The 16,461-nt window shown below is 70.2% G+C and carries 12 protein-coding genes; 5 read left to right on the forward strand and 7 right to left on the reverse strand.

The window, feature by feature from the left end:
• Positions 1-436, reverse strand: a 436-nt coding sequence (locus N790_RS04675) for a primosomal protein N' family DNA-binding protein (RefSeq protein ID WP_043801403.1), incomplete at its 3' end; no start/stop codon positions are given.
• A 440-nt stretch (positions 437-876) separates the two neighbouring features.
• Here N790_RS04675 and N790_RS15880 point away from each other — a divergent pair.
• Positions 877-2,367, forward strand: coding sequence for a DUF3106 domain-containing protein (locus tag N790_RS15880; RefSeq protein ID WP_052385687.1), 1,491 nt, complete (start codon positions 877-879; stop codon positions 2,365-2,367).
• 10 nt (positions 2,368-2,377) lie between these two features.
• Here N790_RS15880 and N790_RS04685 read toward each other — a convergent pair whose 3' ends face one another.
• Complete coding sequence (locus N790_RS04685) at positions 2,378-3,559, reverse strand: DUF3667 domain-containing protein (RefSeq protein ID WP_052385688.1); 1,182 nt, start codon at positions 3,557-3,559, stop codon at positions 2,378-2,380.
• A 59-nt stretch (positions 3,560-3,618) separates the two neighbouring features.
• Between N790_RS04685 and N790_RS04690 the strand changes: the two genes are divergently transcribed.
• On the forward strand, positions 3,619-4,977 hold the full coding sequence (locus N790_RS04690) for an MATE family efflux transporter (RefSeq protein WP_052385689.1): 1,359 nt from the start codon (positions 3,619-3,621) through the stop codon (positions 4,975-4,977).
• 61 nt (positions 4,978-5,038) lie between these two features.
• Positions 5,039-6,904: a signal peptide peptidase SppA gene (gene sppA / locus N790_RS04695; RefSeq protein ID WP_043801404.1), complete on the forward strand. Its 1,866-nt coding sequence runs from the start codon at positions 5,039-5,041 to the stop codon at positions 6,902-6,904.
• Positions 6,905-6,961: 57 nt separating this feature from the next.
• Here sppA and N790_RS04700 read toward each other — a convergent pair whose 3' ends face one another.
• Positions 6,962-7,192, reverse strand: a complete 231-nt coding sequence (locus tag N790_RS04700; protein ID WP_043801405.1) for a hypothetical protein — start codon at positions 7,190-7,192, stop codon at positions 6,962-6,964.
• 61 nt (positions 7,193-7,253) lie between these two features.
• Between N790_RS04700 and N790_RS04705 the strand changes: the two genes are divergently transcribed.
• Positions 7,254-8,030 (forward strand): SDR family oxidoreductase, encoded by a 777-nt coding sequence (locus N790_RS04705; protein ID WP_043801406.1) that lies wholly within the window; start codon positions 7,254-7,256, stop codon positions 8,028-8,030.
• Here N790_RS04705 and N790_RS04710 read toward each other — a convergent pair whose 3' ends face one another.
• On the reverse strand, positions 8,031-8,654 hold the full coding sequence (locus N790_RS04710) for a DUF4124 domain-containing protein (RefSeq protein WP_169742141.1): 624 nt from the start codon (positions 8,652-8,654) through the stop codon (positions 8,031-8,033).
• Between N790_RS04710 and N790_RS04715 the strand changes: the two genes are divergently transcribed.
• Positions 8,653-10,230, forward strand: a complete 1,578-nt coding sequence (locus N790_RS04715) for an amidohydrolase family protein (protein ID WP_043801446.1) — start codon at positions 8,653-8,655, stop codon at positions 10,228-10,230. The genes N790_RS04710 and N790_RS04715 overlap by 2 nt on opposite strands.
• Positions 10,231-10,243: 13 nt before the next feature.
• Here the strand turns inward: N790_RS04715 and N790_RS04720 are convergent, their stop codons facing one another.
• The 3 genes from N790_RS04720 to N790_RS04730 all read right to left on the reverse strand — a co-directional run bounded on the left by N790_RS04720 (position 10,244) and on the right by N790_RS04730 (position 16,377).
• Positions 10,244-11,794, reverse strand: a complete 1,551-nt coding sequence (locus N790_RS04720; protein ID WP_043801409.1) for a hypothetical protein — start codon at positions 11,792-11,794, stop codon at positions 10,244-10,246.
• Positions 11,795-12,077: 283 nt separating this feature from the next.
• Positions 12,078-13,802: a trypsin-like serine peptidase gene (locus N790_RS15150; RefSeq protein ID WP_052385690.1), complete on the reverse strand. Its 1,725-nt coding sequence runs from the start codon at positions 13,800-13,802 to the stop codon at positions 12,078-12,080.
• 79 nt (positions 13,803-13,881) lie between these two features.
• Positions 13,882-16,377, reverse strand: coding sequence for a DNA topoisomerase I (locus tag N790_RS04730; RefSeq protein ID WP_043801410.1), 2,496 nt, complete (start codon positions 16,375-16,377; stop codon positions 13,882-13,884).
• Between the last annotated feature and the right edge of the window lie 84 nt (positions 16,378-16,461).

Consider the following 16,461-nt stretch of genomic DNA (forward strand, 5'->3'; position numbering starts at 1 on the left):
GAGGCTTGCCCTCGCGGCCGGGCGCGGCGGCGGCGGCCTGGCCTGCGGCGGTCAGGGCCCAGCCGTGGCGGGTGGTGTCGGGCAGCGCCTGGCCGGCCCGCAGCAGGGTGGGCAGGGCGGTGGCCAGCACTTCGCCCAGCGGGGCGTGGTAGTAGGCGGCGGCCCAGCGCAGGGTGTCGAACAGTTCGCCGGCCAGCAGCGGGGTGGCGTCGAGCCGGGCCAGTACCGGCTTCAGTGCGGCCGGGTCACCCTCGGGGGCGCCCACGCCGACCACCACGCCCACCTGCTCGCCCGTGCCGCGCCCGAACGGCACCCGCACCCGGCAGCCTATCCAGCCGGCGTCGGCGGCCTGGCCGGCGGGCGGGCGGTAGTCGAAGTCCCGGGGCAGCGGCACCGGCAGGGCGACGCGCAGCACGGGGTCGGGGGTGGCGGACATCCGCCAAGTCTAGCCTGTGGCCGGCCGGACGCCCTGTGGATGAACTTGCGCCGCATTGCTGCCAAGCGCATCACAAAGCGGAGGTAAGCTGCTGTTCACAAAACCGAAAGTCCCTTATCCACATGGTTTGTGGATAACTCTGTGGAAGGGGCCTTGGGCAAGTCTGCGCACCCCCCGTGTCCACGGCCCCTGAGCCGGGTTGGTGATTTTTTAACCAAGGCGTCATAGTCCTTTGGAATCAGTCACTTGGCTCAATCACAAAACAGTCATCGGGCCGCGGGGGCGGTCCCGGGGCCGTCTTCACGGGCTTCCCGTGCCGCTGTGCACAACGTTCCACGCCAGAAGCCGCGCCGGGCTTGGCTGAGCAAGGATTTTCCGGCTGTCAACCGCTGCTTCGAGTCGTTCGCTGGCTAGAATGGGGGGTGATTTCCGACCCCCCGATGTCCGCCCAAGCCGCCCTTTCGCCTGCCCTTTCGGCCTTCCTGCGTGGCATCGAGCGCCGCGCCTTCGTGTTCGCCCAACTGCAGTGCGGGCGGGACCGGGAAGCGCTGGCGGCCGTGGGGCGCGCCATGCGGGCGTTCGGGGCGGTGTCGGCAGCCACCCCGCTGTCGGGTTGGCCGGCGGGCTTCTGGTCGCTGCTGCTGGCTCAGGCCGAGCTGTCCGACGGTGACTCCAGCCTGCCCGAGCTGGCGGCCCTGAGCAGCGGCCCCCGGGCCGCCCTGCTGCTGCGCCTGGTGGCGGGCCTGGACTTCCCGCATGCGGCCCAGGTCCTGGGCGTGGGCGAGGCGACCTACCGCTTCGCCCTGCAGCGGGCCCTGCACCAGCTGGGCGAGGCCGGCATCAGCTATGCCGCCCTCGGCCAGCTGCGCGAGCGCCTGCACCGGCAGGTGAAGACCCTGCCCGAAGCCACCGTGGACGCGCTGGCCGAACAGCGCGCCCGGGTGGCGCGGGGCGAGCCCGAACCCGCGCCGCCGCCTCCGACCCCGCCCCCGCCGGCCTGGCTGCGCCGCCTGCCCTGGGTGGGCCTGGGCCTGCTGGCCCTGGCCTTCGCCGCCACGTTCTGGACGCCGGCCGAACCGCTGCCGCCGGGCGGCACCGAAACCCTGCCCCCGGAATTGCCGGCCGAAGCCCCCGCGCCCGCCGCCGTAGCTCCCGTGGACGCCGACCGGGTGATCCATCCGGATTACGCCGCCCTGGCCGAGACGGTGGACGACACGGTGGCTTCCGACCTGGCCTTCCACAGCTGGCTGGCGGGCACCGGGGCGCTGGCCACCGCCCCGGACGCCGCCGAGCCCCTGCCGACGCCCGTGGACCGTTCCGCGGACGACGTGGCGAGCTTCGAGGCCCTGCCCGCCGCCCAGCGCACCCTGCTGGTGCCGCTGGCCGGCGCCTGGCCCAACCTCGACCCGGACACGCGCCGGCAGGTGATCGCCCACGCCGCGCACTGGCTGGCGCTGGACGAACCGGCGCGCCAGGCCCTGCGCGAGCGCATCGCCGCCTGGGACGCGTTGCCCGCCGCCGAACGCGCCCGTCGCCGCGGCATCCATGCGGCCTGGCTGTCCCTGCGCCCGGCCGAGCGCGCGCAGGTGCAGGCTGCGGCCGTGGCCTTCGCCGCGCTGCCCGAAACCGAACGCAAGCCGCTGCAGGACACCTTCGCGGCCTTGCCCGACGACCAGCGCGCTTCGTGGTGGCTGGGGCCCGAGGTCGGCGCCTGGTTCGCGCCGCTGCAGCCGCTGTTCGCCTACGTACCCGAGGCGCAGCGGCCGCAGTTGCTGGAAATGCTGCGCGGGCTGTCGCCGGAAGCGCGCGCCGACCTGGCATTGCTGGCCCGCCGCCTGCCGGCGGATGCCCGCGAAACCCTGCGCCGCGACCTGCTGTCGGCGCCGCCGGAAGCGCGCGAGGCGCTGGTGCGCCAGCGCCTGGGTCGCTAGCCCGGGCCGATCACACGTTCACCAGGCTCACCAGCAGGCTGATGCCGGCGCCGAAGCTCACCAGCACCAGGTAACAGGTGCCCAGCACGCCGTACTTGAGCAGGGTCATGAACCAGCCCTGGCGGTAGACGCGCTTCTGCATCAGCAGCAGGTAGAGCGGCATCCACGTGATCAGCGCGATCTCCAGCCAGCCGAGCGGGTTCGACAGCCAGGGCAGGGCCTCGGTCCAGCCCGCCGCCGCGTCCAGCAGCAGCACCGCCAGCAGCGCGCCGCACAGGAAGCTGTGGCTGTGCAGGGCGACGATCAGGTGCTCCATGTACAGGCGCTTCTTGAACAGGTAGGCCACCTTCAGCAGCAGCGCGAACAGCGGCAGCAGCACGAACAGGGTGGTCGGCACCGTGGACAGGAAGGCGTCCTTGAGCAGGTTGGGGTCTTCCTGGATGCGCTTGATGTTGCCCTGGGCGCGGCCGGCCTGTTCGTTGAGCTTGGCGTTGGCGGCGTCGGGCAGGAAGCCGATCTTTATCGGGTTCTTCTCGGGGTGCCAGGGCTCGCCGTTGAAGGACATGGACGGCTCGTCGGACCTGCGTTCGGGCACCGGCACCGGTTCGCCCGCGGCCTGCGCGCGTTCGATCTCGGCGATGCGCCGTTCCGCTTCGTTGACGATGCCCTTTTCGGCGACGTCCAGGCCGATGCCCACGCCGGGCACGTCGGCCGTTTCCTTGCGCGCGCGCTGCAGCTCGGCGACCGCCTGGTCGCGCAGCGCCTCCACTTCGGCCACCGTGGTCACCCGGCCGATCTCGCCGACCTTGCTGGCCTGGCTGGCGGCGGGCTCGCCTTCGCCGGCGCTGCCCTTTTCGATCTTGAAGCTCAGCTGCGCCGCGAAGAACGCGAACAGGCTCAGGAACACGAACAGCCGTACCGGGCTGACGTAGCGCACGCGCCGGCCGGCGAAATACTCCAGGCTGAGGTAGCCGGGCTTGAACAGCAGCGGCCCGAGCGTGCGCAGGATGCGCGAGTCGAGCTCGAACACCGAGTCCATGAAGTCGCCGATGATGCTGGTGAAGTGCCGCACCAGGCCCTTGGTGGGCTGGCCGCAGGCGTAGCAGTGTTCGCCCAGCAGCGGCACGCCGCAGTTCTGGCAGCGGCGCTCGGGCGTGGCGGTTCCGTTCGGCGGTGCGGTTTCAGGGCTCATCACGGGCTCCGGCGGGGCTGCCGCTAATATAGCGGGCCGCCGCCTGCCCCGAAGCCCCCATGAGCCGCACCGAAAGCCGCGCCGCCCGCCTGTTGCGAGAAATGCGCGTCAGCTTCGTGCTTGCCCTGCCGCTGGTGCTGAGCCAGGCCTCGTCCATGGGCATGAACATCGTCGACACCGTGCTGGCCGGCCGCCATGGCCCGGTGACGCTGGCGGCGGTGGGCGTGGGCAGCGCGGTGTGGAGCGTGGTGATCCTGGTGAGCATCGGCGTGCTGATGGCGGTGCCGCCGACGGTGTCGCAGCTCAACGGCGCCGGCCGCCGGGGCGAGATCGGGCCGGTGTTCCGGCAGGCGCTGTGGCTGGCGCTGGCGCTGGGCCTGGGCCTGATCGCGGTGGTGCGCGCCGGCGCGCTGGCGCTGGAACCGATGGGCATCACCGCCGAAGCGCGCCCGGAGGCCGTGGCCTTCCTCAAGGCCATCAGCTGGGGCGCGCCGGGGCTGGCGCTGTTCTTCTGCCTGCGCAACCTCAGCGAGGGCGTGGCCTGGACGGTGCCGTCGATGGTGTTCGGCGTGGTCGGCCTGGCGCTGCTGGCGCCGCTGGGCTACGCCTTCATGTTCGGGCTGGCGCTGGGCGCGGCGGGCCTGGGTTACGCGGTGGCGCTGGTGCTGTGGTGCCAGGCGGCGGCGATGGCCACCTACCTGTGGCGGTCGCGCCGCTTCGCCGACCTGGGCCTGTTCGCGCGCTTCGATCCGCCGCGTTGGCCGCCGATCCGCGCGCTGCTCAGGCTCGGCCTGCCGATGGGCGTGTCGGTGTTCATGGAAGGCAGCCTGTTCGTCGCCACCGCGCTGATCATCGGCACGCTCGGCACCACCCAGATGGCCGCGCACCAGATCGCCATCCTCATCGCCAGCCTCTGTTTCATGGTGCCGCTGGGCGTGGCCATGGCCACCACCGTGCGCGTGGGCCACGCGGTCGGCGCCGGCGACCTGCCGGGCGTGCGCTGGTCGGCGGCGGCGGGTTACGCGCTGGCGCTGCTGGCTCAGACGGCGTCGGCCATCCTGCTGGTGGCGGGCGCGGCCTGGCTGGCGTCGCTGTTCACCACCGACGCCGCGGTGGTGGCGCTGGCCAGCCTGCTGATGGCCTACGCCGCGGTGTTCCAGTATCCCGACGGCATGCAGGCGATGTCGGCCGGCGCGCTGCGCGGCCTGAAGGACACGCGGGTGCCGATGTTCATCACCGTGCTTGCCTACTGGGGCCTGGGGCTGCCGCTGGGCGCCTGGCTGGGCATCGGCCTCGGGCAGGGTGCGCCCGGCCTGTGGACCGGCCTGATCCTCGGCCTCAGCGCCGCCGCCACCCTGCTGGGCTGGCGTTTCTGGCGGCTTTCGCGCCAACCCCTGCCGGCGGTGGTGGTGACCTGACGCCCATGCGGCCTTCACCCCCGGTGGGTATGCTGTGGGCTGGAGTCTATGGAGTGTCCCCATGTCTGAGTCGAAGCCGGGTCCGATCCGCCGTTTCCTGGTGGGTCTCTGGAACACCGTCAACTTCACCCGACGCCTGGTGTTCAACCTGGTGTTCCTGGTGCTGCTGTTCGCCTTCATCGCGGTGCTGTTCTCCAGCCCGGGCGTGAAGCCGCTGATGGCCGACAGCGCGCTGGTCATCAACCTCGGTGGCGACCTGGTGGAGCAGTACAGCGCCCACCCGGTGGACCGCGTGCTCAACCAGGCCACCGGCCAGGGCCGCATGGAGATCCAGGTGCGCGACCTGCTGCGCGCGATCGCGGCCGCGAAGGAAGACGACCGCATCGACCGCATCGTGCTGGTGACCGACGGCTTCAGCGCCGCCGGCTTCGCCGCGCTGCGCGACGTGGCGGCGGCGCTGCGCGACTTCCGCGCCTCGGGCAAGGAAGTGATCGCCTTCGGCAACGGCATGGAGCAGAAGGCCTACTACCTGGCCGCGCACGCCGACGAGGTCTACATCGACCCGCAGGGCGGCGTGCTGCTCGAGGGCCTGGGCCGCTACCGCATGTATTACCGCGAGGGCCTGCAGGACAAGCTGGGCGTGGACGTGCACCTGTTCAAGGTGGGCGAGTACAAGTCGGCCGCCGAGCCCTACGTGCTCGACGCCGCCTCGCCCGAGGCGCGCGAGGCCGACCTGTACTGGATGAGCGACGTCTGGAACCGCTTCGTCGCCGACATCGCCAAGGCGCGCGGCATCGAGCAGTCCGAACTCGAGGCCATGATCAACGAACTGCCGGCGCGCGTGCAGGCGGCCGGCGGCGACCTGGGCAAGCTGGCGCTGGACGAGAAGCTGGTGGACGGCCTCAAGACCCACTACGAACTCGAGCAGATGCTGGTCGAGCGCGGCGCGCTGGACGAGGACGAGCACACCTTCCGCCAGATCGAGCTGCGCGGTTACCTGACCCAGATGGGCCTGCACCAGCTGCCGATGGATTCGCGTCCGCAGGTGGCGGTGGTGGTGGCCCAGGGCGAAATCACCGATGGCGAGCAGCCGCCGGGCACGGTGGGTGGCGAGTCCACGTCGCTGCTGCTGCGCCAGGCGCGCGAGGACGAAAACGTCAAGGCCGTGCTGCTGCGCGTGGATTCCCCGGGCGGCGGCGTGTTCCCGTCCGAGCAGATCCGCCGCGAGGTGGAGCTGACCCAGGCGGCCGGCAAGCCGGTGGTGGTGTCGATGGGCAACGTGGCGGCTTCCGGCGGCTACTGGATCTCGATGAATGCCGACAAGATCTACGCCGACGAATCCACCATCACCGGGTCCATCGGCATCTTCGGCCTGTGGATGACCGCGCCGCGCGTGCTCGACAAGCTGGGCATCAACACCGACGGCGTCGGCACCACGCCGCTGGCGGGCGCCTTCGACCCGACCCGGCCGCTCGACCCGAACGTGGGCATCGTCATCCAGTCGGTGATCAACAAGGGTTACGCCGATTTCATCGGCAAGGTGGCCGAGGCGCGCGAGAGCACGCCCGAGCAGATCGACGTGCACGCCCGCGGCCGCGTCTGGTCCGGCGCGCAGGCCAAGGAGCGCGGCCTGGTGGACGCGCTCGGCGGCCTGCAGGCGGCGCTGGCCGAGGCCGCGAAGCTGGCCGGGCTGGAGGAGGGCAAGTACGGCGTGAGCTACGTCGAGAAGCCGCTCAGCCCCTTCGAGAAGTTCGTGGTGGACATGGGTGGCCAGGCCCGCCTGCAGGGCCTGGTGCGCCTGCTGGCGCCGACGCCGCTGCTGCTGGACCGCGAGACGATGGCCCGGGTGGAAGGCGAACTGCGCTGGCTCGAAAGCAAGGGCCGCACGCCCTACAGCGCGGTCGCGCACTGCCTGTGCGCCTACTGACCGGCGGCCCGTCCGCCAGGCAGTGAAAACGCCCGGGCCTGCCCGGGCGTTTTGTTTTCAGCCGCCGGCGTCTTCCAGGGCCTGGTCGCGGTCGGCGTCGCGCTGCTCCTGTTCGGCTTCCACCGCGCGGGCCTTGTCCAGCGGCGCCTGCATGGCATCGCGCAGTTCGGTGTGTTCTTCCGCGGCCGCGGCGGCCTGCGGCTCCGGCGGCGGCGCTTCCTCGTTGGGCGGCGGGTCGCTGCAGGCGCACAGCGCCAGGCAGAGGCTGGCCAGAAGGACGTTTCTCATCGCGGTTTCCTCCACGTGGTCGCAGGCCGCTATCCTAAGCCCGGGCGACGAGGAGCAGGCAATGGACGCGAACCGCTGGCGACTGGACGGGCAGGTGGCGCTGGTGACCGGCGCGAGCGTGGGCATCGGCCGCGCCATCGCCGCCGAACTGCTGGGGCTGGGCGCCGACGTGATGATCGTCGCGCGCGACCAGGCCCAGCTCGACGCCACCCGCGACGAGCTCGAGGACGAATTCCCCGACGCCGAGGTGCGCGCCTTCGCCGCCGACGTCTCCGACCCCGAGCAGCGCCGCGAGATCTTCGACTGGGTCGAGGACCTGGGCACGGGCCTGCAGCTGCTGGTGAACAACGCCGGCACCAATGCCAGCAAGCCCACCATGGACTACGCCGACGCCGAGTGGCGCGACATCTTCGAGACCAACCTGTTCTCGGCCTTCGAGCTGTGCCGCTTCGCCTTCCCGCTGCTCAGCCAGCACGCCAGCGCCAGCATCGTGAACGTGGGTTCGGTGTCGGGGCTCACGCACGTGCGCACCGGTTCGCCCTACGGCATGAGCAAGGCGGCGCTGCACCAGATGACCAGGAACCTGGCTTGCGAATGGGCCGAGGACGGGGTGCGCGTGAACGCGGTGGCGCCCTGGTACATCCGCACCCGCCGCACCTCGGGCAAGCTGGCCGACCCCGATTACCTGGACGAGGTGCTCGACCGCACGCCCATGGGCCGCATCGGCGAGCCCGAGGAAGTGGCGGCGGCGGTGGCCTTCCTGTGCCTGCCGGCCTCGAGCTACGTCACCGGCGAATGCATCGCCGTCGACGGCGGTTTCCTGCGCTACGGCTTCTGATCAGCGGCAGCTGTCGTCGAGGATCTGGCGCAGGCGGATGACCTCCGACTTGCGGTAGGCGGCGGTGTCGCTGAAGGCGTGCAGGGCGTCCGATTCGGCCTGCTCGAATTTTTCGGCGTACACCCGGCAGGCCGAGGCGTCGTCCAGGCGCACGCAGGAGTCTTCCACCCAGCGGCAGGTGGCGCCCCAGGGGCCGGCGTCGTAACCGAGCACGGCCAGCGGGATGCAGCGCGGGTTCGGGTCGTAGTTTTCGCTGTAGCGCACCGCGCCGTCGTAGGCGGTGCACTGGTAGAGCGTGGGCGGCGAGGGACGCGGCGGCGGGGCGGGTTCCGGCGCGGCTGCCGGCGGCGTGGTTTCCGGTGCCGCGGCCGGCGGCGCGGCGGGCTTCGGCGGCGGGTCCTGCGGGCGCTGCATGCGGCGCGTGCCTTGCACGGTGCCGGCCGGGCAGGGTTCGTCCTGGAGCGTGACGCGGCCTTGCGCGTCCTGGCAGCGGTAGACCGTGATCTCCTGCGCGGCCGGCGGGCCAACGGGGATCAGCAAAATGGCTAAGCTTGGCCACCAGCGCAGGCGCATGCCGGCATTGTCCGCCCGCGCCGCCGCCACTTCCAGCCCGGGACCCGCCATGACTCGACTGCTTGCCCTCATCTCCCTGCTGCTCGCGCCGGTGGCGCAGGCGGCCATCCCCGCCGCGCCGGACCGCGACGAGGGCGAGGGCCCGTATCCGCAGCTGGTCCTGCGCGGCGCCACCGTCATCACCGGCACCGGCGCGCCGGCGTACGGGCCGGTGGACATCGTCATCGAGGGCAACCGCATCGTGCAGGTGGCCATCGTCGGCAGCGCCAATGCGCCGATCGACCCGAAGAACCGCCCGGCGCTCAAGCCCGGCGGCCGCGAGCTCGACCTCACGGGCCAGTACGTGATGCCCGGCCTCGTGGACATGCACGGGCACATCGGCGGCGACGAGCAGGGCGTCACCGCCGAGTACGTGTACAAGCTGTGGCTGGCGCACGGCATCACCAGCGTGCGCGACCCGGGCTGCGGCAACGGCATCGAGTGGTGCGCCTCGGAAGCGCGCCGCAGCGCCGCCAACGCCATCACCGCGCCGCGCCTGTTCCCCTACGCCTTCTTCGGCATGGGCCACGAAGGCCCCATCACCACGACCGATCAGGCCCGCCGGTGGGTGCGCGACATGAAGGCCAAGGGCGCGCTGGGCATGAAGTGCTTCGGCTACCGCCCGGAGATCCTGGCGGCCGCCTTCGACGAACTGCGCAAGCAGGGCATGGGCAGCGCCTGCCACCACGCCCAGCTCGACGTGGCGCGGGTGAACGTGCTCACCACCGCGCGCTGGGGCCTGACCACCATGGAGCACTGGTACGGCCTGCCCGAGGCGCTGTTCGATGGCCAGACCGTGCAGCAGTACCCGGCCGGCTACAACTACATGGACGAGCAGCACCGCTTCGGCGAGGCCGGCAGGCTGTGGGCGCAGGCCAGCGAAAAGGGCAGCGAGCGCTACGAGGCGGTGATCACCGAGCTGCTGGAACTGGGCTTCACGCTCGACCCCACCTTCACCATCTACCAGGCCACGCGCGACCTGATGCGCGCGCGCACCGCCGAATACCACGACGAATACACCCACCCCGCGCTGTGGAATTTCTTCACCCCAAGCCGCGACAACCACGGCAGCTTCTTCTTCGACTGGGGCAGCGAGGAGGAGGCCGCCTGGAAGGATAACTACCGGCGCTGGATGGCCTTCGTGAACGACTACAAGAACCGCGGCGGCCGCGTCACCGTGGGCAGCGATTCGGGCTACATCTACAAGACCTACGGCTTCGGCACCATCGAGGAGCTCGAGTTGCTGCGCGAGGCCGGCTTCCACCCGCTGGAAGTGCTGCGCGCGGCCACGCTCTCGGGCGCCGAGGCGCTGGGCGCGCAGGACCGCATCGGTTCCATCGAGCCCGGCAAGCTGGCCGACCTGGTGGTGCTGGGCGAAAACCCGCTGGCCAACCTGAAGGTGCTCTACGCCACCGGCCACATCCGCCTGGGCGCCGACGGCCAGCCGCGCCGCGTGGGCGGCGTGCGCTACACCATCAAGGACGGCATCGTGTACGACGCGCCGGCGCTGCTCGAAGACGTGCGCCGCATCGTGGCCGACGAGAAGGCCAAGCGCGGCATCACCCGTTACGCCCAGCCGGGCCGCTGAAATACGCAGCCGCCTACAACTTCTGCAGCGAAATGCTGCGGGTGGCGCCGTTCACCGTGAAGGTCACGTTGGCGGTGGTGTTCGAGGTGAAGGCGAGCGTGGCGTTGCCGGCGACGGTGAACTGACGGTTGGCCGGGTTGTAGGCCGGGCCCCAGGGTCCGGCGGTGGATTGCAGCAGGTTGCCGCTGCGCACGTCGGTGGCGGTCCACGAACCCTCGAGTTCGAGCCATTGCGCCTGGCCGGCCTGGTCGTAGATGAAGAACATCGCGAACAGGTTGTGCTGGGGCTGCGGGTACTGGTGCAGGGTGAGGCCCCAGCCCGGCTCCTCCGGGCTGTACCAGGCGCCCGTGTAGTTCCGGGTCGGGCGTGGTCCAAGGAGCTCCGGGTCCAGAAATGCCTTCACGTAGGGCCAGGCTGCGTCGAAGCGGGAGAAATGACTGAGGTTCTCGTTGTGGGAGAGGTCACCCGAGTTGGCGCAGCTGGCGAATGAATCCACCAGCCCCCCACGCAGTTGGTAACCCTCCTCGCCGAGAGTGAACAGACCTGCGCCCCGGTCCTCCCAGACGGCCGTGCCGCTCGCCCAGCCCACCATGTAATGGTGGTCGCCGGGGAATCTCATCTGCCCCAGTGAGCTCTTCTTCAGGTCGGCGAACGGGTGCTGGATGGACACCACGCTGTCGCCCCGGGCAAGGGAAGCGGTATTCCAGCCGGCATAGTAGGCGCCGGCAGGCGGGTGTTCGTTCAGGCGCAGTATCGCGGATTCGGTGCTAAAGGGGCCGGGCTGCCTGTACTCGTCGACGAATACGATCTCCGCCCCGCCGCCAAGCACGACATGCTCTGCCGCAACGCCGCTGCCGCAGGCCGTGGCCTCGAACCCCCAGTAGGACACCAGCGTATTGGCCGCCGCCTGGAATCGGGGGCAGTAGTGGGTCGTCCAAACATACGGGATCTGGGTATCGGGATCCGTATCGTTGAGCAGGGTGCCGGCGCACCCGAAGGAGCCGCGTTCCGTGAACACCAGGAGCGTGACGGCGTTCTTGGCGTTGATGAAGTCCTGGCCCAGCGCCTCTTCGCGGCATCGTGTGTCCACGTTGCAGGGGGCCGACATGCCAATGGCCTTGGCCAGCGAGAAGCGTTCCTGTGCATTGGTGAGCAGGTGCGAGATTTCCGGCGCCGCCAGGGCCAGGCCGGCGATCTCGGTGCCTGCCGGCACGAACACCTCGATCACCTGGGTGGCGCCGTCGGTAGGCGGCGACCAGTAGAGGCCTTCGGCAAGCAGCGTGCGAGCCTTCGCCACCGGGACGCGGGTGATGCGGCCAGGCGCGAGGTCGCCGGCGAAGCGCAGCTCGGCGGCGCCGGGAAGCATCGAGAGGTCGAGGCCAACGCGCATGCCCAGCGCGTCTGGAGAAGTGACTTGCAGGCGCGCGACGAATCCACGGCCCACGGGCATCCACTGCAATGCAGGCAGTGGCGCCGTCACGGTGCGGTTGATGCCGAGCTGCACGGGTGCATTGCCGCGGCGCGCATTGCGCTCCTGTACCTCGAGGATGCGCTTGGGATCCATCGGCGCAAGCCTGTGCGTCGCGATCCGGTCTTGCGGGAATGAGGCCATGGCCCAAGTGACTGCGGGCTCGGCCTTGGGGGTGAGGGCGGGCTCGCCGCCGATCGCCATTGGCGCGGACGTGGCAAGCGCATTCGCGGCGCAGAGCGCCGAAGCCAGGAAAAGGATTGCTGCGAAAGGAGTGCCTGGTTTCATCGCGGGCCCAGCGGGTTGTGGCGGAATGCCCGCCGGACAAAAAAAGCCCCGGCGCGTTGCGCGCACCGGGGCCTCGGGTCGGATTCGTTGCTTAGAGCTTCTGCAGCGCGATGGTCCTGGTGGCGCCATTCACCGTGAAGGTCACGTTCGCCGTGGTGGCCGAGGTGAAGGTGAGCGTGGCGTTGCCGGCGACGGTGAACTGGCGGTTGGCCGGGTTGTAGGTCGGGCCCCAGGGGGCGGCGGTGGACTGCAGCAGGTTGCCGCTGCGCACGTCGGTGGCGGTCCAGGTGGCGTCCATCTCGAACCACTGCGCCTTGCCGGTCTGGTCGTAGATGAAGAACATCACGAACGTGTTGTAGGCCGGGCCGGCGTACTGGTAGACGGTGAGGCCCCAGCCGGATTCGTTCGGGTTGTACCAGGCGCCGGTGTAATCACGGCCCGGCGTGGGGCCGAAGCTCTGCGGCGTGGGCGCCAGGTAGGGCTGCACCTGCGGCCACACCACGTCCAGGCGCGAGTAGTAGTCGCGGTTGCTGGTATTGGCCAGGCTGCCGGAGTTGGCGCAGCTGGCGCTGCCGCCGTAAAGGCCGCCGCGCAACTGGTAGCCGTTGCCCAGGGTGAACAGGCCCGAGCCGCTGCTGCCGCCTTCGGTGGTGCCGCTGGTCCAGCCTACCGCGATGTTGTAGCTGTCCTGGCTCACCTGGTTGCCGAGCGAGCTCTTCTTGAGGTCGCCGGCGGGGTGGTGGATGGCCAGGACGTTGGCATTGGCCGGCACCTGGTTGGCGTCCCAGCCCGCGTAATAGGCGCCCGCCGGCGGGGTGTCGTTGAGACGGAGCAGGGCGGCGTCGGTGTTGGCTTCGGAATAGAGGTAGGCGGCGCCGCCGCTGCGCGCGGTATTGGCGGCGGGGGTGCTGCCGCCGCAGACGGTGGCCTCGAAGCCCCAGTAGGTGATCAGGGTGCTGGCGACCGTCTGGTTGTCGATGCAGTGGTTGGCGGTCCAGAAATACGGCACCTGGGTGGTGTTGTCGGTGTCGTTGAGCAGGGTGCCGGTGCAGGTGAACGTGCCGCTGTCGGTGTAGACCATGCGTGCCACGGCATTCTTGGCGTTGATGAAGTTCTGGCCCAGGGCGGCCTCGCGGCACTTGGTGTCCACGTTGCAGGCGCCGGAATCGCCGATGGCCTTGGCCAGCGAGAACTGCTCGATGGTGTTGGTGAGCAGGTGGGAGACCTGCGGGGCAGCCAGCTTCAGGCCCGCGGTGGGCGTGCCGGCCGGCGCGAACACCTCGATGACCTGGGTGGCGCCGTCGGTCATCGGCGACCAGTACACGCCATTGGCCAGCTGCGACTTGGCCTGCTCCACCGGCACGCGGGTGATGCGGTCGGGCAGCAGGTCGCCGGCGAAACGCAGCTCGACGCCGGCCGGCAGGCCGGAGAGGTCCAGGCCGACGCGCATGCCCAGCGCGTCGGGCGACGTGATTTCGACGCGTGCGACCGAACCGCCCGGTGCCGCCACCCACTTCAGCGCCTGCAGCGGCGACTGGACCGCGCGGTTCACGCCGATCTGGGTCGGCACGTTGCCACCGCGCGCGTTGTGGGCCTGCACTTCGAGGATGCGCTTCGGGTCGAGCCCTTCCATGACATGCGTGGCGGCCATGCCCTGCGGGAACTCCGCCATGGCCCAGGTGACCACCGGTTCGGCCTTGGTGGCGATGGCCGGCTCGCCGCCCATTGCGGTCGGCGGGCTGGCGGCGAAAGCGCCACCCGCCCCCAGGCCAAGGGCCAGCAGCAGGGCGGCGGAAAGGGCAGTACGTGCGTTCATGGTCGGCTCCGTGGAATCGGTAGGCCGCCAGTGTAATCCCAGAGAGCCGGCGCGGAAGAGCCGCGCCGCCCGGGATGGTTCAGGCGGTTTTCGCCGCCTTCTTCACGGCCTTCTTCGCCGCCTTTTTCGCGGCTTTCTTGGCCGGGGCCTTCTTCGTGGCTTTCTTCACGGCCTTCTTGGCCGCCTTTTTCGCCGGCGCCTCGGCGCCCTCTGCCGCCTTTTTCGCGGCGGCCTTCTTCGCCGGGGCCTTCTTGGCCGCCACCTTCTTGCCGAAGCGGCCGCCCTTGCGCACCGGCTTGCCCTCGGCCAGCAGGGCCTCGCACTCGGCCTGGGTCAGGCTGGCGGGGTCGCGGTCCTTGGGGATCTTGCCGTTCTTCTCGCCGTCGGTGATGTACGGGCCGTAGCGGCCATTGAGCACCTGGATGTCGGTGCCCGGGAAGGTCTTGATGGTGCGGTTGGCGATCATCTCCTCCTTGGCGCGCACCAGTTCCACGGCGCGCTCGAAGGTGATGGTGTACGGGTCGTCTTCCTTGCCCAGCGAGGCATAGGTGTCGCCCAGCTTGGCGAAGGGGCCGAAGCGGCCGATCGCCACCGTCACGGTCTTGCCGTCCACCTCGCCCAGGGTGCGCGGCAGGTTGAACAGCGGCAGCGCGTCCTCCAGCGTGATGGTGTGCATGCTGGTGCCGGGGCGCAGCGAGGCGTACTTGGGCTTTTCCTCGTCGTCCATGCTGCCGATCTGGGCGTAGGGCCCGTAGCGGCCCAGGCGCACCGACACCGGCTTGCCGGTCTTGGGGTCGGTGCCCAGCAGGCGCGCGCCGGTGGCTTCGGAGCGGTCCACGGACTCGCTCTTTTCCTCGACGGTAGCCTTGAACGGGCGCCAGAACCGCTCCATCAGCGGCACCCAGGCGGCTTCGCCGGCGGCCACGGCGTCGAGTTCGTCCTCGAGCTTGGCGGTGAAGTCGTAGTCCACGTACTGCATGAAGTGGCCGGTGAGGAACTTCGCCACCGCGCGGCCTACGTCGCTGGGACGGAAGCGGCGGTTGTCGAGGTAGACGTACTCGCGGCTCTGCAGCACCTGGATGATGCTGGCGTAGGTGGACGGGCGGCCGATGCCGTATTCCTCCAGCGCCTTCACCAGCGAGGCTTCCGAGAAGCGCGGCGGCGGCTCGGTGAAGTGCTGGTCGGTGTGGATGCTGCCCAGCGGCACCGACATGCCGGGCTTCATGGGCGGCAGCTTGCGGCCCTCGTCCTCGTCCTCGGCGGTCTTGGCGTCCTTGCCTTCCTCGTACACGGCCAGGAAGCCCGGGTCGATGATGGTGGTGCCGCTGGCGCGGAAGCTGTGTTCGCTGCCGGCGGCCAGTTCGACCGACACGGTGTTCATGGTGGCCGGCACCATCTGCGAGGCGACGGTGCGCTTCCACACCAGCTCGTACAGGCGGCGCGCGTCGTCGTCGAGGTACTTCGCCACCGAGGCCGGCGTGCGCAGCGCCGACGTGGGGCGGATGGCTTCGTGCGCTTCCTGCGCGTTCTTGGACTTGGACTTGTATTCGTTGGGCTTGTCCGGCACGGCGCCGGTGCCGAAGTCGCGGGCGATGACGTCGCGGATCTCCTTCACCGCGTCCACCGACAGGTTCACCGAGTCGGTACGCATGTAGCTGATCAGGCCGACGGTGCCTTCTTCGCCGATCGCCACGCCTTCGTACAGCTTCTGCGCCACGCGCATGGTGCGCGAGGTGGTGAAGCCGAGCTTGCGCGCGGCTTCCTGCTGCAGCGTGGAGGTGATGAACGGCGGCGACGGGCGGCGCTTGCGCTCCTTGCTGGCCACGTCGGTGACGCGCAGGGCGTCGCCGGCGGCCTTCGCCAGGCGCGCGCGCGCGGCCTCGGCGTCCTTCGAGTTGGTGAGCGTGAACTGCTCGAACTTCTGGCCGTCGAGCTTGACCAGGCGGGCGGTGAAGGCCTGCTGCGGATGGTTGAGCTCGGCCTCGACGCTCCAGTACTCGCGCGGCACGAAGGCTTCGATCTCCTCCTCGCGCTCGACGATCATGCGCAGCGCCGGCGACTGCACGCGGCCGGCGGACAGGCCGCGCTGCACCTTGCGCCACAGCACCGGCGAAAGATTGAAGCCCACCAGGTAGTCCAGGGCGCGGCGGGCCTGCTGCGCGTCCACCAGGTCGGTGGCGACCTGGCGCGGGTGTTCCACCGCCTCGCGGATGGCGCGCGGCGTGATTTCGGTGAACACCACGCGATGCAGGTCCTTGCCCTTGAGCAGGCCGCGCTCCTTGAGGATCTCGGAGATGTGCCAGCTGATCGCCTCGCCTTCGCGGTCCGGGTCGGTGGCCAGGTAGATGGCTTCGGCGCCCTTGGCGGCCTTGGCGATGGCGTCCACGTGCTTCTCGTTCTTCTCGATCAGCTCGTAGCGCATGGCGAAGCCGTGTTCCGGGTCCACCGCGCCTTCCTTGGGCACGAGGTCGCGGACGTGGCCGTACGAGGCAAGGACGTGGAAGTCCTTGCCCAGGTACTTGTTGATCGTCTTGGCCTTGGCGGGCGATTCGACGATGAGTAGGTTCTTGGCCATGCCGGGGGATGCTCCAGGGCGCCGCGTTCGGGGCGCCCAGATGACGCGGCCCGCGAGGTGCGCGGGCCGGGGGGTTCTTTTTTC

The sequence above is a fragment of the Arenimonas malthae CC-JY-1 genome, from assembly GCF_000747075.1.
GTDB classification, from domain to species: Bacteria; Pseudomonadota; Gammaproteobacteria; order Xanthomonadales; family Xanthomonadaceae; genus Arenimonas; species Arenimonas malthae.